General features: G+C 46.9%; 4 protein-coding genes. All 4 read right to left on the bottom strand.

Features of this window, described 5'->3' with window-relative positions:
• Window positions 1–34: 34 nt before the first annotated feature.
• The 4 genes from QWZ05_RS01780 to QWZ05_RS01765 are packed head-to-tail and all read right to left on the bottom strand — an operon-like array spanning window position 35 to window position 24476.
• On the bottom strand, window positions 35–17743 hold the full coding sequence (locus tag QWZ05_RS01780; RefSeq protein ID WP_290297097.1) for a tandem-95 repeat protein: 17709 nt from the start codon (window positions 17741–17743) through the stop codon (window positions 35–37).
• A 49-nt stretch (window positions 17744–17792) separates the two neighbouring features.
• Complete coding sequence (locus QWZ05_RS01775; RefSeq protein WP_290296155.1) at window positions 17793–18506, bottom strand: tandem-95 repeat protein; 714 nt, start codon at window positions 18504–18506, stop codon at window positions 17793–17795.
• Between the two features lie 40 nt (window positions 18507–18546).
• The gene (locus QWZ05_RS22340; RefSeq protein WP_435433656.1) at window positions 18547–18792 is read right to left on the bottom strand and encodes a cadherin-like domain-containing protein; all 246 of its coding nucleotides are present in this window, start codon (window positions 18790–18792) and stop codon (window positions 18547–18549) included.
• Window positions 18789–24476 carry a cadherin-like domain-containing protein gene (locus QWZ05_RS01765; protein ID WP_435433655.1) on the bottom strand — a complete coding sequence of 1896 codons (5688 nt, stop codon included), beginning with the start codon at window positions 24474–24476 and terminating at the stop codon, window positions 18789–18791. Before QWZ05_RS01765 ends, QWZ05_RS22340 begins: the two co-directional genes overlap by 4 nt.
• Window positions 24477–24492 lie beyond the last annotated feature (16 nt).

Raw genomic sequence — 24492 nt, 5'->3', positions numbered from 1 at the left:
CTCACAAACTGTGAGCCCTCAACAATCCAATCAATTAAAACGAATTGTTGTCGAAGTCATTTTCGTAATTACCATTGTTGCTTTGGTCATTATCATAGCTACCTGAATCGTCATTGAAATCAACGCCTTCATCTTGGCCACCTGATGTTGTCCAATCACCACCGGAGCCTTCTGACGAGTCCATTTGGTTCGCGTTAGGGTCTTGGTTTTGATTGGCAGACATCGCATGTTGCTCATCAACTTCAACCGTCAAGCTCGCCTCGGCACCGTCAACCGCACCACCCAGTTCATCATAGCCTTGGAAGCCAACATCAACGTTGCCCTCAAAGCCATCTGGAAGTGAGACGGAAACAGGCTGTGACAAGTCACCACTAATCGTGTAGTTGCCGTCGCCACTATCAAGCGCACCACTCACTGTTGAACCTTCAGGAAGACCACTCATTTCTACATGGTCAACACCCTCAACCTGTGTAACATCATCAGGAACAGCGATATTTATGGTATCACCCGGCGCCGCAGTTACATCTGCCTCAGACTCTTGGTCGGAAGCGTCTTGTTGAACAGCGTCATCTCCTTGAGCCGATGATTGCTCGGGTTGTGATTCTGCAGAAACTTGCTCTTGTGAAGATGCCGATTGGCTCTCTCCGACTTCTTCTGTCTGTGCAGTTACTGTCAAATCATGTTGTTCAACCAACCCATCGTCGTTCACTTCAACCTTCATCGGCACTTCGCCATTGAAGTCATCGTTAGGCCAGAATGTCCACTCGTTATTGCCCGATTCGACAAAGAAGCCAACATCCCCTGCGTCAGCGACATCCAGCACTTCTGCTGACGGACTAAGGTCAAGCTCGTTTAGAATCTGTTCTTCAGCAAAGACAATCGAACCATCTTCTCCTTGAACATACTCCTCACTCACTTCACTTGAACCTTGCAGATTAACGTTAAACTGGCTTTCGATACGGTTTTCGCCATCAGTCGCAATAAAGCCGACTTCAACCGGACCCTCATAACCTTCGGCAGGCGTGAATTGATAATTTCCGGCATTGTCGGTCTCAATCATGCCCTGACCTTCCATCAAGGATACTGATTCAATAGACAACGCATCGTTTTCAGCATCAGACAGGTTGGCAAGCATATCAGCATCAGTAAACTCGAGCGTTGCACCCGGTTCTAGATCTGTTGTAACAACAGACTCAACCTGTGGCGCTTCATTCGCTGACTCACCAGGTTCATTGACCACTACACCTGTTTGCTCATCGTGCAATACGCCGTCTTTATCAATCACGTAAGCAATATCCACTTCACCCGTGAAGCCTGGTGCTGGGTTAAATGTCCATGTGCCATCCCCATTATCAACAATCTCACCTTGGCTGCGGTCGGTAAGATGAACAAATTTCACCTCGTCACCCGCATCAACATCGACATTCTCTGCAATCGCCATTAGGTCATCAGCGGTTAGAATCACTGATTCACCAGCAACGGTTTCAAAGTCACCAGAATCGATGCCATCCTCAAATGCCTCCGGTTCATCGCCATAGTCAACCGTGGTTGCAGATACAGTAACATTGAAGCTGCCAGTAAAGTCTTGTGGCGGCGTGATTTGCAGGTCGCCCATGTTCCATTCAGTAATGTCTATATACTGATCCGGTGAGGTAACAATTATGGTATTGACGCCATCTGACACTTCGAAACCAACAGGGAAACCCGTCATCACAAGATTACTTAGGGTTTCAGAATCATCGATAAGGTCGACGTTCAATCCTAAATGACCGGTACTGTCTTCACCGATAACCAGTGGTCCATCATGCTCTGTCGTGATGACAGCACCATCAGCAACAGGACGAACATACACTGGAACATCCAACGCTGTCTCGAACTCACCATCACTTACGACAACTTGAAGGTCAGCAAGTCCTGCAAAGTCTCCCGTCGGTGTAAAGGTCCAAGTACCATCGCCGTTATCAGTTATATCACCACCATCTTCACCTTCTGGTGTAATGATGCGCGACACCACTAGGTTCTCTGTATCGATGTCGTCAAACAGATTCATCAAATCACCAGCATCAAACGTGAACGCTCCGTCCTCGTCCGTTGCCATCATCGCGTTACCTGTGCTGAAAGGAGCATCATTCACAGGAATAACATCGACATTGAGCGAACCATCAACCGACTCTGTGCCATCTGTCACGGTATAACCAAGTTCAACTAAACCGTTGAAGTCTTGGGCTGTCACTAAGTGATACATTCCATCTGGCTGCTGAGTAATGGTCGCATTCGCCGGAGCTCTTACAGAGATGTTCTCTAGTGAAATTTCGTCTCCATCTAGGTCGGTGATCTGATTCGTGATAAAGCTTGGGTCAATTACCATGACCTGATCTTCTTCACCCTGCATCTGGAACGTTGGGGCGTCTGGCGCATCATTGACCGGCGCTACATCAATGTTCCCTGAGACAGTGGTCGTCAGTTCACCATCACTAACTTCAAACTCCATCGGTACATCACCGTTAAAGTTTTCCGTAGGAGTAAATGACCACGTACCATCTTGGTTATCGATGAGCTCACCAAACTGTTCATCAATTCGTAAACCAATCGCACTCAGCTCATCCTGCGTATTGTCTACGTCCGTCGCTTTAGCAAGTAGCATGTCTTGGGTAATCAAGATGGTCGTATCTTCTGTACCCTGAACATCAATATTGTCTGATTCGGGTGCATCGTTGACAGGTATAAACTCAAGATTGGCTGAAGTATCAACAACCTCTATACCGTCAGTAACTTGATAGTCAAGCGTCACATCGCCATTGAAGTTCTCTGCTGGAGTGAACTCAAAGTAACGCTCAACATCCGTTGCACCTGAAACATCAAGATCAACACTACCTGAAACATCTACAATTTCACCGTTTTGAACCTGAATGTCTAACGCTAGGTCATCTGTTACTTCACCTAACGGTGTTCCATTGATAATCGCCTCTTCATCGACTTTTTCATAAGCCATTGTAAAGCCTGATAGCTCTACATTTTCTAGTCCCGACTGACCGTCAAGAACATCGGTCGCCTGTCCAATCGTTGGCTGTATGCCTTCCGGCATGATGATGCCAGCTTCAACACTTTCAGAAGCGACCAACTCACCATTGTCGTAAACATTTACAACACCTTCTTCACTACTCCATGTCAGTGTAATGTTGTGCTCACCACCATCGTTGAGATCCACACCATCAAACATGACATTATCTTGGCCGTTAAGGTCTAAGCCTAAACCTCCATCTTCATTACGTACATAGATGGAAAGCCCTGAACCGTCTTCACCACCCAACAGAATAGACTCAACATTGCCATCATGTTCACCGGTCGAGGTATAGCCGAATTGAACAGTAAACTCATCGTGCTCCTCAAGTTGGTCAGTTACTTGTATTTCTCCGCTACCATCGGCACCAAACTGAATAGAACCCGTATCAGCTATCGAGCCATCATCACCGGTATATTGAACGTTCAGTACTGTAAGGTCATCACCATCAATATCGGATGCATTCGCGAGGAGTTCTTCTGGGGTGATACGCATAACCGTATCTTCCAACTCAGTAAACTCTGTCGAGCCGGCGACAGGCACATCGTTTGCAGGATCAACCGTTAAGTCGACGCCTACTTGAACTGATGCACCATCGTTGTCAATTAAGTCAAACTGCAGATCTATCTGACCATTAAAGTCGGCATCAGGAGTAATAGTGAAGCTACCATCTTGGTTCTCAACGACCGTAGCGTTGCCAGCGGCAGTTAAATTAAGCGCTTCTAGGTCTGTGCTATCGATGTCTGAAGCTTGAGCCAACAGTTGCTCTTGGCTAAGTGTAATTGAGCCATCTTCACTAACACTATAAGCCAAATTATCGGAAACTGGCGGATCGTTAATTGGCAGAACATCGATTGAAGCAGTCGCGGTATCGGTGGCACCATCTTCGTCAACCACCACTACATCGAGAGCCACATCACCGTTGAAGTTCGCGTTCGGAGCAAAACTGAATGTACCATCACCATTATCAGTCAAGATTCCATCCGAGCCTGAGTAGCTGACACTTTCGAGTGCCACCTCACCTTCAATATCGCTTGATTGCGCTAGTAGCTGCTCCGCACTGAACGTAAGTACTTCATCTTCATTCACACTGTAGGCGGTATCACCAGCCACTGGTGGGTCGTTCACCTCAATGACAGTTATACCCGCGGTGGTATCCGCTGTCGCGCCATCTTCATCGGTAACGGTTACATCAAGACTGATATCGCCCGTGAAGTTCTCATTCGGTGAGAAGGTATACGTACCATCACCATTGTCGGTAAACACACCGTCTGTGCCAATGTAGTTCACCGCATCTATCGCTACTTCACCTTCAACATCTGAAGAGTTCGCCAGAAGTTGCTCATCACTGATGGTGATAGAGTTGTCTTCTTGAACTGTGTAGGCGGTGTGACCGGCTACCGGTGGATCGTTCACTTCAGTGACTTGGACATCAATGCTCGCTTGAACCGTTTCCGTTCCATCTGAGACACCAAAGCTCAATTCAACATCGCCAGAGAAATTCTCATTCGGCGCGAAGCTATAGGTGCCATCACCGTTGTCCGTTAGGATACCATCCGTACCTGTGTAACTTACGCCATCAATCGAGAGCGTGTCACCGTCAATGTCGGTCGCGTTTTCTAGTAGCTGAGCGTCAGTAAACGTCAGCGTTCCGTCTTCCTCAACCGTGTAAGACTTATCTTCCGGTTGTGGTAAGTCGTTAACTGGATTAACAGTAAGGTCAGCTGTACCTCGAACAATATCGGCACCATCTGTCACATCGAAGCTTAGGTCAATATCACCATTCCAATCCGCATCCGGTGTAATCGTGAATGAGCCATCATCATTCGCAGTGACCTCAGCATTACCATCCACGGTGAGATTGGAGGCGGTTAAATCGTCCCCTTCAATATCCGTGGTATTCGCCAGCAACTGCTCCTGGCTAATGGTAATTGAGCCGTCTTCATTTACTTGATAAGACGTGGAGCCCGAGACTGGCGCATCATTGATTGGCAGAACATCAATCGCAGCAGTCGCGGTGTCTGTGGCACCATCTTCATCAACCACCACTACATCGAGAGCCACATCACCGTTGAAGTTCGCGTTTGGTGCAAAGCTGAATGTACCATCACCATTATCGGTCAAAATACCATCCGAGCCTGAATAGCTAACACTTTCAAGTGCGACTTCACCTTCAATGTCGCTTGATTGCGCTAATAGCTGCTCAGCACTGAACGTAAGTACTTCATCTTCATTCACACTGTAAGCGGTATCGCCAGCCACTGGTGGGTCGTTCACCTCAATGACGGTAATTCCCGCAGTAGTATCAGCTGTCGCGCCATCTTCATCGACAACCGTCACATCTAGGCTAATATCGCCCGTGAAGTTTTCATTTGGTGAGAAGGTGTACGTACCATTGCCATTGTCAACAAACACACCGTCTGTGCCGGTGTAGTTCACCGCATCAATTGCTACGTCACCTTCAACATCTGACGAGTTCACCAGAAGTTGCTCATCACTAATGGTGATTGAGTTGTCTTCTTGAACTGTGTACGCCGTGTGACCCGCCACTGGTGGATCGTTCACTTCAGTGACTTGGATATCAATGTTGGCCATCACAGTATCAGTGCCATCACTCACATTGAAGGTCAGATCCACATCACCAGAGAAGTTCTCGTTTGGTGCAAAGGTATATGTACCATCACCGTTGTCTGTAAAGATACCGTCATTACCTGAATAATTGACGCCTTCAACCGTCAGAGTATCCCCTTCAATATCCGTCGCGCCAGCCAATAACTGTGCGTCGGTAAAGGTGAGCGAACCATCTTCTTCTACGCTGTAGGCTTTATCTTCAGGTACTGGTGCATCGTTGACTGGTGTCACGGACAAGTCAAGGCTGGTCGCTACAACCTCTTCACCATCGGTCACATCGTACGTAAAGTTAATGTCGCCATAGAAGTCATCACTTGGAGTGATGGTGAATGAGCCATCTTCATTCATCTCAATCGTGGCATTTGGATCATCTGTCTGTAGATTAATGGCAGACAAATCATCACCATCAATATCAGTTGCATTGACCAACAACTGCTCTTGAGTGATCGTAATGCTATTATCTTCTGCGGTAACGGCCGTGACACCGTCACTCACTTCTGGCGCATCATTCGCTGGTGATATATGAATGGTGACATCTTGTGTCGCTGTTGCTGTTGTCCCTGTATCAACATCTGTTGATGTGGCATTGACCACTAAGGTCACATCACCGTTAAAGTCAGCTGCTGGGGTAAACTCAAGCCCTGCAAGCTCTTCTGGTGCTAACGACCATGTACCGTCACCATTATCAATACCCGCAGAAAGTGAACTTCCCTCTGGCACATCTTCAATCAAGATAGAAAGATTTTCAGAGCCATCAGTATCCGTCAACGCTGCATCAATATCGAGTGCGACTGGCTCATCTTCTGTACCAATAATTTGATAATCAGCATCCGCAACCGTAATCTCGATATTATCGATACCAAACGATTCATCTGGCACACTCTGATTCAAGGTTGAACCAAAGCCAAGTTGAAGTTGACCATCTTCAACAGGAACTGTAAGAGTCACTTGGTGCTCTTGGTCGTTCCAGCCACTGAAGCCCTCTTGCTGTGACGCCCCATGAACAACTTGACCGACTTCATTCCCTTCAGAGTCATACAACGTTGTTGTACCATCTTGAGTGCGGAACGCTGAATTATCGAGCGAAGTTAGTGGCTCGCCTCCCACAAAGATTTCGAAGGATTCACCATCCCAAGAATCGATTTCGTAGAAGCTAAATGAAATGTTCACTTCATTCACATCGCTCGGGATATCGTAGGTTTTGCTGACAGCTTCTTCGCCACCTGTACCGCCGATGCGACCTAACATGTCACCACTTTCGAAGCCTTGAGAGCTCTCTGTACCCGCATTCCAACCATTAGAGCCAGACTCGAAGTTATCAGAGGCGAGTACTAGGTCAGAGGCAATCGCCAGCTCTGGCATATCGACGACAGATTGGACATCAATCGTCGCTTCTGCTGGTACGGATGCGGTACCGTCATTCACATCGAATGTGACATTGACATTGCCATCGAAGTTCTCATTTGGTGCAAATGTGTAGGTACCGTCACCATTATCCACTAACGTACCGCTGTCTGATGCCACATTCTCGACAGTGAGGCTATCACCATCGATATCACCTGCACCTTGGAGAAGTTGCTCTTGCGTGAAGGTAAAGCTCGTGTCTTCTTGTGCGGTAAATGTTGGCGCACCCACTGTTGGCAAGTCATTAACTGGATTAACAGTGAGGTCAGCCGTAGCCTGAATGATGTTAGTACCATCGGTAATATCGAAGTGCATGTCGATATCACCGTTGAAGTCTGCGTCTGGTGTAATTGTGAAACTACCATCATCATTCACAGTCACTTCAGCATTGCCATCCACAGTTAAGTTTGATGCGTTTAGATCATCACCCTCAACGTCTGATGATTGAGATAACAACTGCTCTTGGCTGATGGTGATGTTGCCATCTTCATCAACGGTGTAAGCTGTGCTACCCGAAACAGGTGCGTCATTGATTGGAAGGACATCAACATTGATAACCGTCTCAACCGTAGCTCCATCATCATCGGTGATAACAACGTTCAACTGAACCTCACCGTTGAAGTTCTCATTAGGTGCGAAGCTACAGGTACCGTCTCCATTGACAGAGAAGATACCATCTGGGCCGTCATAGCTGATTCCAACAAGTTCAACTTCACCATCAACATCAGAAGCGTTTGCAAGCACTTGAGACTCACTGAATGTTAATACGCTGTCTTCATTGATCGTGTATGACGTTGGCCCTGCAACTGGTGGATCATTTACCTCAGTGACTTGAACATCAATGTTTGCTGTTACGGTATCGGTGCCATCACTGACATTGAACGTAAAGTCGACATCTCCAGAGAAGTTTTCATTCGGAGCAAAAGTGTATGTTCCGTCACCATTGTCACTCAACACACCATCAGTGCCAGTGTAAGAAACACCCTCAACCGTCAGATCATCTCCATCAATGTCTACCGCATTTTCAAGAAGCTGCTCATCAGTGAAGGTTAATGTGCCATCTTCTTCTACGGTATATGATTTATCTTCAGGTATCGGCGCATCATTAACTGGATTAACTGTTAGGTTAAGGTCCGTCGATACAATTTGGTCACCATCCGACACATCGAACGTAAACTCAATGTCTCCATTAAAGTCTGCATCTGGAGTTAAGGTGTAAGTACCATTGCCATTATCGGTAATAGTGACATTCTCATCATCAGTTGACAGATTGAGAGCGGTTAGATCGTCACCATCCAGATCTGTCGCATTCGCCAGTAGATCCTCTTGAGTAATGATGATTGAACCATCTTCGTCAACCTGTGCCGAAACTGCATCAGCTTCAGGAGCATGTTCTATGTCGACAGTAATCGTTTGACTAACGGTTTCAGTATCATCGTTAGACAACTCAGTGGCTGTCGCACTAACAGTAATGTCAAATGTCTCTTGAGCATCTTCTGGTAAGACAAACTCGATAGTTTGGTCGATAGCCGTCGTTGGGATAACAACGCTGCCGTCTTCCCCTACGGTAATCTCACCACTATAGATCTGACTGTTGACTTCACCAACGTCAATCGTAAAGTTGAAATCGGTGTAATCCGCATCACCGCCGCCATACAGATCTTCGAAGCCGTAAACTAATTCACCGTCTTCATTGATCGTTGTACGAGTATGTTCTATTCCATCTTGGTTAAGTTCTGAGCTTGAGCCACCATGGAAGACTGCATCGCCAAACTGACCTTGAACAACAGTCACTTCGCCATCTTCACCAACAAACACAAGTTGCGGGTCGACCGTATCCATTGTCGCTGGTTCACCGTTAACATCTCTGAACTCAAAACTACCATCTTGCATAGCATCGAAGTCATTATGGTTGAAGCCATTTGGTATCAAGAACAAGTTAAAGCTTTCACCTTCTTCAATTGGGAAGGTGAATGAGCTTTGCCCTGGAAGCAAGTCACCACCACCACCAACTTGTGATGCGTTCTCGTAAACAACTTCCACGCCCGTAATGTTGCCATCTTCATCAACTTTGTAGTAACCCGCCGCATTTTGGAACCCAGCGGTTTCGCCTTCAAACGTGACCGTTATTTCAGTGTCATTGAAGCTAGTGATACCGTTATCTTGGTCATTCAGTACTGACTCATTGTCATAGCGAACAACCGTTCCTTCAGGGATACCATCAACTTCCACTGTCAATGTTTCTGATAAATCTTGGTCGACTAAGCTCGCGCCTATATTGAGTTCTACCGTACCTCCTGGTTCGGTTACGATAGTGCTATCACCGACCTCTTCACCTTCTCCATCTGTCACGACAAGGTCTGGGGCATCAGCTACTGCTTCAACATGGACGTCTAGAGTTTGGCTGACTTCTGCTTCACCATCTGAGACTGTGAAACCGAGTTGCAAGTCGCCACTGAAGTGCTCACCAGGTGTAAATGAATAGGTACCGTCACCATTGTCGACCAACTCTCCTTGTTCACCAGTGTAGGAAACATCACTGACTGACAAGGTATCACCATCAATATCAGTGGCATTTTCTAGCAACTGCTCATCTGTAATCAGTAATGTACCGTCTTCTTGCATTTCAAACGCAAGTCCTTCGATTTCCGGCGCATCATTGACTGGTGTGACGTCTAGATTTAGTTGAGTCGTTGTGCTCAGCTCGCCGTCATTGACTTCATAGTCAAACTGGATTTGACCATTGAAGTCTTCCGAAGGTGTTACTGTAAACGTACCGTCACCATTATCAACCACCGTAGCGTTTGGATCATTAGTGCTCAAACCGGTTGCGTAGAGGTCATCGCCATCAACATCATGAGCATTCTCCAGAAGCATTTCTTGGGTAACCAGAATACTTCCATCTTCCTCAATCGTTGCAGCAACAGCCTCAGCTTCCGGTGCATCATTCACAAACTCAACGGTAAGGTCGATATTCGCAGTGACTGTATCAGTACCATCACTGACATCAAAGGTAAGGTCAGCGTTACCAAAGTACCCTTCTTCGGTGGTTAACGTGAATGTGCCGTCACCGTTGTCCACTACCTCTACATTGTCATTTAAGCTCGTTACGTTAACGGCAGTTAGATCATCACCCTCAATATCCGTTGCTTGAGCCAGCAATTGATCTTGCGTCAGAGTGATTGACTCACCATCTTCCGTGGTAAACGACAAGTCAGGGACATCTGGGAGGTCATTAACAGGGTTAACCGTTAGGTTTAGGCCTGTTGAAACGGTCTCAATCGCATCAGTCACGTCATACGTGAATTCAATCTCACCAAAGAAGTTTTCACTTGGTGTAATTGTAAAGCTGCCATCTTCATTTTCGACAATCGTCGCGTTTGGATCATTGGTTTGAAGATTGATGGCTTCAAGGTCATCACCATCAACATCGGAAGCGTTTTCTAGCAACTCTTCTTGAGTAATGGTTATGGTGCCATCTTCATCGACAACTGCATCAACAGGACCTGTTACGTCTGGCCCCTCGTTGACCATTTCCACATCGATAGATGCAGTGCTAGGCGCGCTCGCGATACCATCACTGATATCAAAGGTGAGGTTCACATCACCATGGAAGTCAGTAGCCGGTTCGAACGTAAAGGTATTATCTCCATTGTCCGTCAACGTACCTTGTGTTTGGTCGACTAACAGTAGATTCTCAATATGAAGAATATCGCCATCAACATCCGTTGCACCTGCTAGTAGATCCTTCGCCTCAATAACAATCGTGCCATTCTCTAGCATCTGTGTATGAAGCGGTTCACCAGGAACCGGAACATCATTTACAGGGATAACGGTTAAATCTAGATGCGTCTCTGTCGTATCTTGACCATCAAACACTGAGTAATCGATATCCACTTCACCATTGAAGTTCTCATTCGGCATGAAGGTGTAGCTACCATCACCATTATCGATTAGCTCGCCATTATCACCGTTGTATGTAATATCGGTAATTGAAAGCTCATCACCTTCAACATCACTCGCGTTTGCAAGTAAGTCTTCTGCGATAAACGTGATACCGACATCTTCATCCGTTGATAGAACGATTGGGCCAGACACTATTGGAGCGTCGTTTACTGATTCAAAGTTGATGTTGATAATATTATCGTCAGTCAACTCCCCATCAGTAACTTGGTAGCCTAACTCAATTTCTCCATGGAAGTTTTCATCTGGTGTAACTGTCCATGTACCATCACCGTTGTCAGTAAGCGTTGCGTTTTCTGCATTATCACCCACCAACTCTAGATTCTGAATATCAAGGTCTTCACTATCGATATCTGTCGCTTGTGCAAGCAACTGTTCTTCCGTGATAACAACTGAAGCAAATTGACTTGCGCCTTCAGTATCAATCTCGATATTTGGTAGCTCAGCGGTTAAATCAATTTCACGATCACCTTCACGAATCTGAAGGTTCACAGTTTCAGTGATTTCAGAACCATCAACACCAAGCGAAGTGAAAACCGCTTCATCCGGGCAGGTTTGTGACACTGTCATGTTTTGCACAACATAAGTGCCATTACCTTGGATAGTACCAAGCTCGAAGTACGATACTGGTTCATCGACTGTTAAGGTGTAATCAGTTTCGTATGAACCTCGATCTTCCTTGTGATAAGTCATCGAATCAATCACATCACCATCAGCGTTGAATGCTTTAATTTCAACTTCGGTGAAGTGACGCGATTCTTCCATAAACCAACCACCAAGGCCGTCCAAATGGAAGCTGATTTCATTGATGTCTTGGCCTTCAACCGTAACGGTAAGTTTTTCATCCCCACTTAGGCCTTGGCGATCCGTATCGCCAATACCATGTCCAATGTGCGTATTGCCGTTCCATGCACCGAGTGGGTCATCATTACTTTGAACCGTAACAGTCAGGTCACCATCGACAAACTCACGCGTATATGGGTCAACCTCGGTTCCCCAGTCGTCCACGCTAGCATTATCATCAAATGTACCGACTTGCGTTGTATGAGTTCCAGCAGCGACATCCTCTTCGTTCGCAACAAAGCGAACTTCAGTATCTGCTGGGATCTCAATCCCCACTTCTAACTCTACCCATTCATCGTTCAAGTTAGCTTCGATAATACCGTGCTCAGGCGCTTGATCGAGACGAATACTTGGTTCTTCTCTTAACGTCACGCCAACAGTCTGATCTTCCTCTGCTTGAATGAATATTTCATCACCCGCATCTGGAGCATCATTGACAGGGTTAACTGTTAAGTCGGCTGTACCTTGAACAACGCTATTACCATCAGTCACATCAAAGCTGATATCAATATCACCATTCCAATCGGCATCCGGTGTGATAGTAAATGAACCATCTTCGTTGGCAGTAACCGTCGCATTGCCATCGACTGATAAGTTTTGAGCGGTAAGTGTATCCCCCTCTACATCAGAAGCATGAGTCAATAATTGATCTTGGCTCAGTGTAATCTGACCATCTTCATCGATGGTATAAGCAAGGCTACCATCCACTGTTGGTGCATCGTCGACTGGTGTTACATTAACATCAACATTAGCTGTTACTGTATCCGTACCGTCACTCACATCGAAAGTAAACTCTACATCACCATTAAAGTTTTCATTCGGTGCAAAGCTGTACGTACCATCACCGTTGTCCGTTAATATTCCATCAGTGCCGCTGTAGCTCACGCCCTCTACTGATAGATCATCCCCGTCAATATCCGTTGCATTCTCTAGCAATTGTTCATCTGTGAATGTAAGGATACCGTCCTCTTGCATGGTAAATTCATGATCTTGAGGCTGAGGCAAGTCATTGACAGGATTAACCGTCAGATCTGCAGTAGCTTGAATCGTGTCTGTGCCATCAGTGATATCGAAGGCCAAATCAATGTCGCCATTCCAATCAGTATCCGGAGTAATAGTGAATGAGCCATCGTCATTAGCAACCACTTCTGCATTGCCATCTACGGTTAGGTTCGAAGCAGTTAAGTCATCACCCTCCACATCAGAGGCTTGAGATAGTAGCTGATCTTGGCTGATGGTAATCGAACCATCTTCGTCCACTTGATAAGCCGTAGAACCTGACACTGGAACATCGTTAATAGGGAGAACATCAACATTGATAACAGTGTCAACTGTTGCCCCATCATCATCTGTGATGGTCACATTCAGTTGAACTTCACCATTAAAGTTTTCATTCGGAGCAAAGCTACACGTACCATCCCCGTTAACAGAGAAAATACCATCAGGCCCATCATAGCTGATACCAACAAGCTCCACTTCACCATCAACATCCGTTGCATTAGCAAGGACTTGTGACTCACTGAATGTAAGAACACTATCTTCGTTGATCGTGTAAGAAGTAGGGCCAGCGACTGGAGGATCGTTAACTTCCGTCACTTGAACATCGATGCTCGCGGTTACCGTATCAGTCCCATCACTCACATCAAAGCTAAACTCGACATCTCCAGAGAAGTTCTCGTTTGGTGCAAAACTATACGTGCCGTTACCATTATCCGTTAATACACCATCGGTGCCAGAATAAGACACTCCCTCAATTGAAAGCTCATCACCATCGATATCTGTCGCATTTTCAAGAAGCTGATCGTCTGTAAAGGTCAACGTACCATCTTCTTCTACTGTGTATGCCTTATCTTCTGGCTGAGGCAAATCGTTCACTGGGTTAACAGTTAGGTCAGCCTGAGCTTGTACAACATTGTTACCATCAGAAATATCGAAACTAATATCGATATCACCATTCCAATCCGCGTCCGGTGTAATCGTAAACGAGCCATCATCGTTAGCGGTAACCTCGGCATTGCCATCAACAGATAAGTTTGAAGCCGTTAGATCATCACCTTCTACATCTGAAGCTTGTGACAGTAATTGTTCTTGACTTAGGGTGATTACACCATCTTCGTTAACACTGTAAGCTAAGTCACCCGAGACTGGTGCATCATCTACTGGCGTTACTGATACATCAACGTTTGCAGTGACGGTGTCAGTACCGTCGGAGACATCAAAGGTAAACTCTACATCACCATTGAAGTTTTCGTTCGGCGCGAAGCTGTATGTACCATTGCCATTATCCGTTAAGATTCCGTCTGTACCTTCGTAGCTGATTCCTTCAACTGTCAGGTTATCCCCTTCAATATCGGTTGCACCTTGAAGCAGGTGTGCATCCGTAAAGGTTAAGATGCCATCTTCTTGGATAGTAAATTCTTGATCTTGCGGTTGTGGCAAATCATTGACTGGGTTGACCGTTAGGTCTGCCCCCGAAGCGACAATGTTCTCTCCATCAGAGACATCGAAGCTGATGTCGATATCACCATTCCAATCCGCATCCGGCGTAATTGTGAATGAACCATCGTCATTCACCGATACCTCGGCATTTCCATCAACGGCAAGGTTCAATGCCGTTAGGTTATCTCCCTCTACGTCAGACACATTCGATAGCAATTGCTCTTGACTTAAAGTGATTTCACCATCTTCATTCACGGTGTAAGACAGATTACCTTCAACCGTTGGCGCATCGTCAACTGGCGTCACTGACACATCAATGTTGGCTGTGACGGTATCCGTACCATCACTCACATCAAACGTGAATTCAACATCGCCATTGAAGTTCTTATTCGGTGCGAAGCTATAAGTACCATTGCCGTTATCCGTTAAGATACCGTCTGTACCTTCGTAGCTGATACCTTCAACTGTCAGGTTATCCCCTTCAATATCGGTTGCACCCTGAAGCAGGTGTGCATCCGTAAAGGTTAAGATGCCATCTTCTTGAATAGTAAACTCTTGATCTTGCGGTTGAGGCAGGTCATTAACTGGGTTAACTGTTAGGTCTGCACCCGAAGCAACAATATTCTCACCGTCAGAAACATCGAAACTGATGTCTATATCGCCGTTCCAATCCGCATCTGGCGTAATTGTGAATGAACCATCGTCATTCACCGTTACCTCTGCATTACCATCTACTGACAAGTTCGACGCTGTTAAATCATCACCATCTACATCGGACACATTAGACAGCAATTGCTCTTGGCTTAAAGTGATTTCACCGTCTTCGTTAACGGTATAAGCTAGGTTCCCTTCTACCGTTGGCGCATCATCGACTGGCGTCACTGACACATCAATGTTGGCTGTGACGGTATCCGTACCATCACTCACATCAAAGGTGAATTCAACATCGCCATTGAAGTTCTCATTCGGTGCAAAGCTATATGTGCCATTGCCGTTATCCGTTAAAATACCGTCTGTACCTTCGTAGCTAATACCTTCTACTGTGAGATTGTCACCCTCGATATCGGTCGCACCTTGAAGCAGATGCGCATCTGTAAAGGTTAAGATGCCATCCTCTTGAATAGTGAACTCTTGATCTTGCGGTTGTGGCAGGTCATTAACTGGGTTAACCGTTAGGTCTGCACCCGAAGCAACAATATTCTCACCGTCAGAAACATCGAAACTGATGTCGATATCACCATTCCAATCGGTATCTGGTGTAATAGTGAATGAACCATCGTCATTCACCGTTACCTCTGCATTACCATCTACTGACAAGTTCGACGCTGTTAAATCATCACCATCAACATCGGACACATTAGACAGCAACTGCTCTTGGCTTAAAGTGATTTCACCGTCTTCGTTAACGGTATAAGCTAGGTTCCCTTCGACCGTTGGTGCATCATCAACTGGCGTCACTGACACATCAATGTTGGCCGTGACGGTATCCGTACCATCACTCACATCAAACGTGAATTCAACATCGCCATTGAAGTTCTCATTCGGTGCGAAGCTATATGTGCCATTGCCGTTATCCGTTAAAATACCGTCCGTACCTTCGTAGCTGATACCTTCTACTGTGAGACTGTCACCCTCGATATCGGTCGCACCTTGAAGCAGATGCGCATCTGTAAAGGTTAAGATGCCATCCTCTTGAATAGTGAACTCTTGATCTTGTGGTTGAGGCAGGTCATTAACTGGGTTAACTGTGAGATCTGCACCCGAAGCTACAATATTCTCACCGTCAGAGACATCGAAACTGATGTCGATATCACCATTCCAGTCGGCATCTGGTGTAATCGTGAACGTGCCATCATCATTAACAGTAACCTCGGCATTACCATCAACACTGAGGTTCGATGCAGTCAGGTCATCACCTTCAACATCTGATACGTTCGATAGTAATTGCTCTTGGCTTAACGTGATTTCACCATCTTCGTTAACGGTATAAGAAAGATTACCCTCGACCGTTGGTGCATCATCGACCGGTGTCACCGATACATCCACATTCGCGGTAACTGTATCCGTACCATCTGACACATCAAAGGTGAACTCTACATCACCATTGAAGTTCTCGTTTGGTGCAAAACTATAAGTACCGTTGCCGTTATCCGTTAAGATACCGTCTGTACCGGTATAGCTGATCCCCTCAACAGACAGATCATCGCCTTCAATATCGGTTGCTCCGGCCAATAGGTCTGCATCCGTGAAGGTTAATGTACCATCTTCTTCAACTGTGAACTCTTGATCTTGCGGTTGTGGCAGATCATTGACTGGGTTCACCGTCAGGTCAGCTTGCGCTTGAACGACATTTGCGCCATCAGAAATATCAAAGCTGATGTCGATATCACCGTTCCAATCCGCATCTGGGGTGATGGTGAATGAGCCGTCGTCATTAACGGTCACTTCAGCATTGCCATCGACACTGAGGTTTGATGCTGTTAGGTCATCGCCTTCTACATCACTGGCTTGTGATAGCAATTGCTCTTGGCTGAGCGTGATTTCACCGTCTTCGTTGACGCTGTATGCGAGGTCGCCTGAAACCGGAGCATCGTCAACTGGAGTAACGGATACATCGACATTGGCCGTGACTGTGTCAGTACCATCAGAGACATCGAACGTGAACTCTACATCACCATTGAAGTTATCATTCGGTGCGAAACTGTATGTACCATCACCGTTGTCACTCAAGATACCGTCTGTACCTGTGTAGCTGATCCCCTCAACAGACAGATCATCGCCTTCGATATCCGTTGCGCCAGCCAATAGGTCTGCGTCAGTAAACGTCAGTGTACCGTCTTCTTCAACCGTAAACTCTTGGTCTTGCGGTTGAGGCAGGTCATTGACTGGGTTAACTGTAAGGTCTGCAGTTGCTTGAACGACGTTCGCGCCATCGGAAATATCGAAGCTGATGTCAATATCGCCATTCCAGTCTGCATCTGGTGTGATGGTGAATGAGCCGTCGTCATTAACGGTCACTTCTGCATTGCCATCAACACTCAGGTTCGATGCTGTTAGGTCATCGCCCTCTACATCGGAAGCTTGAGACAGTAGCTGCTCTTGGCTGAGGGTGATTTCACCGTCTTCGTTGACGCTGTATGCGAGGTCGCCTGAAACCGGAGCATCGTCAACTGGAGTAACGGATACATCGACATTGGCCGTGACTGTGTCAGTACCATCAGACACATCAAACGTAAATTCAACATCGCCATTGAAGTTATCATTCGGTGCGAAGCTGTAAGTGCCGTCACCGTTGTCACTCAAGATACCATCAGTACCGGTGTAGCTGATCCCCTCGACAGACAGATCATCGCCTTCAATATCCGTCGCGCCGGCCAATAGGTCTGCGTCGGTAAACGTCAGCGTGCCATCTTCTTCAACCGTGAACTCTTGGTCTTGCGGTTGAGGTAAGTCATTGACTGGGATTCACCGTCAGGTCAGCTTGCGCTTGAACGACGTTCGCGCCATCAGAAATATCAAAGCTGATGTCGATATCACCATTCCAGTCTGCATCTGGGGTGATAGTGAATGAGCCATCGTCATTAACGGTCACTTCAGCATTGCCATCAACACTCAGGTTCGACGCTGTTAGGTCATCGCCTTCTACGTCACTGGCTTGTGATAGCAATTGCTCTTGGCTGAGCGTGATTTCACCGTCTTCGTTCACACTGTATGCCAGGTCTCCAGAGACCGGAGCATCATCCACTGGTGTGACCGATACATCGACATTTGCTGTAACAGTGTCAGTACCATCAGAGACATCGAACGTGAACTCTACATCACCATTGAAGTTATCATTCGGTGCGAAACTGTATGTACCATCACCGTTGTCACTCAAGATACCGTCTGTACCTGTGTAGCTGATCCCCTCAACAGACAGATCATCGCCTTCGATATCCGTTGCGCCAGCCAATAGGTCTGCGTCAGTAAACGTCAGTGTACCGTCTTCTTCAACCGTAAACTCTTGGTCTTGCGGTTGAGGCAGGTCATTGACTGGGTTAACTGTAAGGTCTGCAGTTGCTTGAACGACGTTCGCGCCATCGGAAATATCGAAGCTGATGTCAATATCGCCATTCCAGTCTGCATCTGGGGTGATAGTGAATGAGCCATCGTCATTAACGGTCACTTCAGCATTGCCATCAACACTCAGGTTCGACGCTGTTAGGTCATCGCCCTTCTACGTCACTGGCTTGTGATAGCAATTGCTCTTGGCTGAGGGTGATTTCACCGTCTTCGTTGACACTGTATGCGAGGTCGCCTGAAACAGGTGCATCATCCACTGGTGTGACGGATACATCGACATTGGCGGTCACGGTGTCGGTGCCATCAGAGACATCGAAGGTGAATTCTACATCACCATTGAAGTTATCGTTCGGTGCGAAGCTGTAAGTGCCGTCACCGTTGTCACTCAAGATACCGTCTGTACCGGTGTAGCTGATCCCTCAACAGATAGATCATCCCCTTCAATATCCGTCGCGCCGGCCAATAGGTCTGCGTCGGTAAACGTCAGCGTGCCATCTTCTTCAACCGTGAACTCTTGATCTTGCGGTTGAGGCAAGTCATTGACTGGATTCACCGTCAGGTCGGCTTGCGCTTGAACAACATTTGCGCCGTCAGAAATATCGAAGCTGATGTCAATATCACCATTCCAGTCTGCATCTGGCGTAATGGTGAATGAACCATCGTCATTAACGGTCACTTCTGCATTGCCATCGACACTCAGGTTTGATGCTGTTAGGTCATCGCCTTCTACATCGGAAGCTTGAGACAGTAGTTGCTCTTGGCTGAGCGTGATTTCACCGTCTTCGTTGACGCTGTATGCCAGGTCGCCAGAGACTGGTGCATCGTCAACAGGTGTGACCGATACATCCACATTCGCGGTCACTGTGTCCGTGCCATCTGACACATCGAACGTGAACTCTACATCACCATTGAAGTTATCGTTCGGTGCGAAGCTGTAAGTACCATCACCGTTGTCACTCAAGATACCGTCTGTACCGGTGTAGCTGATCCCTTCAACAGATAGATCATCCCCTTCAATATCGGTTGCACCCGCTAATAGGTCTGCATCCGTAAACGTTAACGTGCCATCTTCTTCAACCGTGAACGCTTGGTCTTGCGGTTGTGGAAGGTCATTAACAGGATTCACCGTCAGGTCAGCTTGCGCTTGAACGACATTTGCGCCGTCAGAAATATCGAAGCTGATGTCGATATCACCGTTCCAATCCGCATCTGGGGTGATGGTGAATGAGCCGTCGTCGTTAACAGTCACTTCTGCATTGCCATCGACACTCAGGTTCGACGCTGTTAGGTCATCGCCTTCTACGTCACTGGCTTGAGACAGTAGCTGCTCTTGGCTAAGCGTAATTTCACCGTCTTCGTTGACGCTGTATGCCAGGTCTCCAGAGACCGGAGCATCATCCACTGGTGTGACCGATACATCGACATTTGCTGTAACAGTGTCAGTACCATCAGAGACATCGAAGGTGAACTCTACATCACCATTGAAGTTATCATTCGGTGCGAAGCTGTAAGTGCCGTCACCGTTGTCACTCAAGATACCATCAGTACCGGTGTAGCTGATCCCCTCGACAGACAGATCATCGCCTTCAATATCCGTCGCGCCGGCCAATAGGTCTGCGTCGGTAAACGTCAGCGTGCCATCTTCTTCAACCGTGAACGCTTGATCTTGCGGTTGAGGCAAGTCATTAACAGGATTCACCGTCAGGTCAGCTTGCGCTTGAACGACGTTCGCGCCATCAGAAATATCAAAGCTGATGTCGATATCACCATTCCAGTCTGCATCTGGGGTGATAGTGAATGAGCCATCGTCATTAACGGTCACTTCAGCATTGCCATCAACACTCAGGTTCGACGCTGTTAGGTCATCGCCCTCTACATCGGAAGCTTGAGACAGTAGCTGCTCTTGGCTGAGCGTGATTTCACCGTCTTCGTTCACACTGTATGCCAGGTCGCCAGAGACTGGGGCATCATCAACAGGCGTTACACTAACATCGACATTCGCGGTCACTGTATCCGTGCCATCTGACACATCGAACGTGAACTCTACATCACCATTGAAGTTATCATTCGGTGCGAAGCTGTAAGTGCCGTCACCGTTGTCACTCAAGATACCATCAGTACCGGTGTAGCTGATCCCCTCGACAGACAGATCATCGCCTTCAATATCCGTCGCGCCGGCCAATAGGTCTGCGTCGGTAAACGTCAGCGTGCCATCTTCTTCAACCGTGAACTCTTGATCTTGCGGTTGAGGCAAGTCATTAACAGGATTCACCGTCAGGTCAGCTTGCGCTTGAACGACGTTCGCGCCATCAGAAATATCAAAGCTGATGTCGATATCACCATTCCAGTCTGCATCTGGGGTGATAGTGAATGAGCCATCGTCATTAACGGTCACTTCAGCATTGCCATCAACACTCAGGTTCGACGCTGTTAGGTCATCGCCTTCTACGTCACTGGCTTGTGATAGCAGTTGCTCTTGGCTTAACGTGATTTCACCGTCTTCGTTCACACTGTATGCGAGGTCACCTGATACCGGAGCATCGTCAACAGGCGTTACACTAACATCAACATTCGCGGTCACTGTGTCGGTGCCGTCAGAGACGTCGAACGTAAATTCTACATCACCATTGAAGTTATCGTTCGGTGCGAAGCTGTAAGTGCCGTCACCGTTGTCACTCAAGATACCATCAGTACCGGTGTAGCTGATCCCCTCGACAGACAGATCATCGCCTTCAATATCCGTCGCGCCGGCCAATAGGTCTGCGTCGGTAAACGTCAGCGTGCCATCTTCTTCAACCGTGAACTCTTGGTCTTGTGGTTGTGGTAAGTCATTAACCGGATTAACTGTTAAATCTGCTGTTGCTTGAACTACGTTTGCACCATCGGAAATATCGAAGCTGATGTCGATATCGCCATTCCAGTCTGCATCTGGTGTGATGGTGAATGAGCCGTCGTCATTAACGGTCACTTCTGCATTGCCGTCAACACTGAGGTTCGATGCTGTTAGGTCATCGCCTTCTACATCGGAAGCTTGAGACAGTAACTGCTCTTGGCTGAGGGTGATTTCACCGTCTTCGTTGACGCTGTATGCCAGGTCGCCTGAAACAGGCGCATCATCCACTGGTGTGACACTCACATCAACATTGGCCGTGACTGTATCCGTACCATCTGACACATCAAATGTAAATTCAACATCACCATTGAAGTTATCATTCGGTGCGAAACTGTATGTACCATCACCGTTGTCACTCAAGATACCGTCTGTACCTGTGTAGCTGATCCCCTCAACAGACAGATCATCGCCTTCGATATCCGTTGCGCCAGCCAATAGGTCTGCGTCAGTAAACGTCAGTGTACCATCTTCTTCAACCGTGAACTCTTGGTCTTGTGGTTGTGGTAAGTCATTAACCGGATTAACTGTTAAATCTGCTGTTGCTTGAATCGTGTCTGTACCATCTGTGATATCGAAAGTCATGTCGATATCACCATTCCAGTCTGCATCTGGGATGATAGTGAATGAGCCGTCGTCATTAACGGTCACTTCTGCATTACCGTCGACTGTAAGATTTGAAGCACTAAGATCATCACCCTCGACATCAGAAGCCTGAGACATTAATTGTTCTTGGCTAATCGTTATTGAACCATCTTCATCGACTTGATATGCGGTTGTACCTGAGACTGGAGCGTCATTGATAGGAAGTACATTAACATTAATAACAGTGTCTACCGTCGCACCGTCATCATCTGTAATGGTAACGTCTAATTGCACCTCACCGTTGAAGTTCTCATTTGGAGCAAAGCTACACGTGCCGTCGTCATTAACCGTGAATATACCATCAGGACCATCGTAACTAACATCAACAACTGAAACTTCACCATCAACATCTGAAGCATTTGCAAGTACTTGAGATTCATTAAATGTGAGGACGGAATCTTCGTCTATAGTGTATGTCGTTGGGCCAGCAATTGGAGGGTCATTAACCTCAATCACGTCTATACCAGCGGTTGTTTCCGCTGTTGCGCCGTCTTCATCCACGACAGTAACATCAACACTGATATCGCCTGCAAAGTTTTCGTTTGGTGTGAAAGTATAGGTTCCGTCACCATTGTCAGCAAAAACACCATCTGTGCCTGAATACGTCACGCTATCTATCGCGACCTCACCTTCAACATCTGATGAGTTAGCCAACAGTTGCTCGTTGCTTATCGTAATTGAGCTGTCTTCATTTACGGTATAAGACGTTGAACCTGCTACCGGCGGGTCATTAACTTCTGTCACTTGGACATTAACATTTGCAGAAACCGTATCGGTTCCATCGCTTACATTAAAGCTAAATTCAACGTCACCATTGAAGTTTTCATTTGGAGCAAAGCTATAAGTGCCGTTACCATTATCGGTCAAGACACCATCTGTACCTTCGTAACTGATACCTTCAACAGTAAGGTTATCACCTTCTATATCACTAGCGCCTCGCAGTAGATGCGCATCAGTAAAGGTCAGTACGCCGTCTTCTTGAACAGTAAACTCTTGATCTTGAGGCTGAGGAAGATCGTTCACCGGATTGACAGCTAGATCAGCTCCAGATGCGACAATATTCTCGCCATCTGATACATCGAAACTGATGTCGATATCGCCATTCCAGTCAACATCAGGCGTAATCGTAAATGAACCATCATCATTTGTAGTAACGGTTGCATTGCCATCTACTGTTAGGTTTAAAGCAGTTAGATCATCACCTTCAACATCAGTTGCATTTGAAAGCAACTGTTCTTGGCTCAACGTAATTTCACCATCTTCATTAATTGTATATGAAAGGTTACCTTCAACCGTTGGTGCATCATCGACTGGTGTTACTGCGACATCTATATTTGCGGTAACAGTATCCGTACCATCTGAAACATCAAAGGTAAACTCGACATCACCATTAAAGTTCTCGTTTGGAGCAAAGCTATAAGTCCCGTTGCCATTATCCGTTAAGATTCCATCTGTACCTTCATAGCTCACACCCTCAACCGTTAGGTTATCCCCTTCAATATCGGTTGCACCTTGAAGCAAGTGAGCATCGGTAAAGGTTAATATTCCGTCTTCTTGTACTGTGAAGGACTGGTCTTCTGGTTCCGGGGCATCATTAATCGGACGTACTGTTAGATCGATATGGCTAGATACTGTCTCGATGCCGTCGCTGATATCAAACGTTAAATCAAGTTCACCATTAAAATTCTCATCTGGTACAACAGTAAAAGTCCCATCGCCATTGTCAACGACTGACGCATTTTCTCCGACCGACAGATTAGATGCTGTTAAGTTATCTCCGTCAACATCACTTGAGTACTCGAGCAGTTGCTCTTGAGTGAACGTAATCGTGCCATCTTCATCCATGATGTATGCGAGGTCTTGCGACACTTCTGGTGCATCATTTTCACCTTCGACATTGACCGCGAATGTCGTACTGGTTGTTTCAGAATCAAAATCGTCTTCCGTTTCCGATGTAGACTCCGCGCCACTATCTTGTACGTCAACGGCAAACTCTTCGCTTGTTGTTTCAGAGTCGAAGTCATCACCCGCTTGCTGGCTATCATCTTGACTCGACGCTGCTGGTGCTGCGCCTGAAGTTGACGCTTGCGCGCCACTTTGACCTTCTGCGTCGACACCACCGTCAGAGCCTTCCGCCGTATCACCACCCACGGCTTGAGCGCCAGCTCCACCAGAGGCTCCGCCACTGCCACTTGCCGCTTGCTCACCATCACCACTGTCTGACGAACCATCTACAACTTGTGACTGTGCTGCCTCGCTCTCTTGTGAGTCTGAACCACCAGATTGTGTGCTCGCAGCGCCGGCCCCACCCTCACCTGAGCTTTCGCCGGCTCCTGAAGGGTCATCCTCCATCGCTTGGTTCGCTTCTGCTGAACTGTCCTGAGAACCCGATGCTGTCGCCGCAGCTGTTGCTGCAGTGCTTTGCTGGTTTCGGCTATTTGCTTGTTGAGAATCCGTGCCGGAGTCTTGAGTTACCTGTTGCTCTTCAGCATCATTCAGTTGGTTTTCTTGGTTTTTAGGATCGTTGTTATCAGCCATGACGCGCTCCATTGAG

It is taken from the genome of Vibrio agarivorans (assembly GCF_030409635.1).
In the GTDB taxonomy this organism is placed as follows: domain Bacteria; phylum Pseudomonadota; class Gammaproteobacteria; order Enterobacterales; family Vibrionaceae; genus Vibrio; species Vibrio agarivorans.
Note: the sequence above shows the minus strand (reverse complement) of the source record. Positions and strands in the feature narration are given on the sequence as shown.

What these genes read in the sequence shown, in the direction of transcription:
- QWZ05_RS01765 (WP_435433655.1), bottom strand. Translation starts at nt 24,476, where the DNA reads ATGGCTGATAACAACGATCCTAAAAACCAAGAAAACCAACTGAATGAT.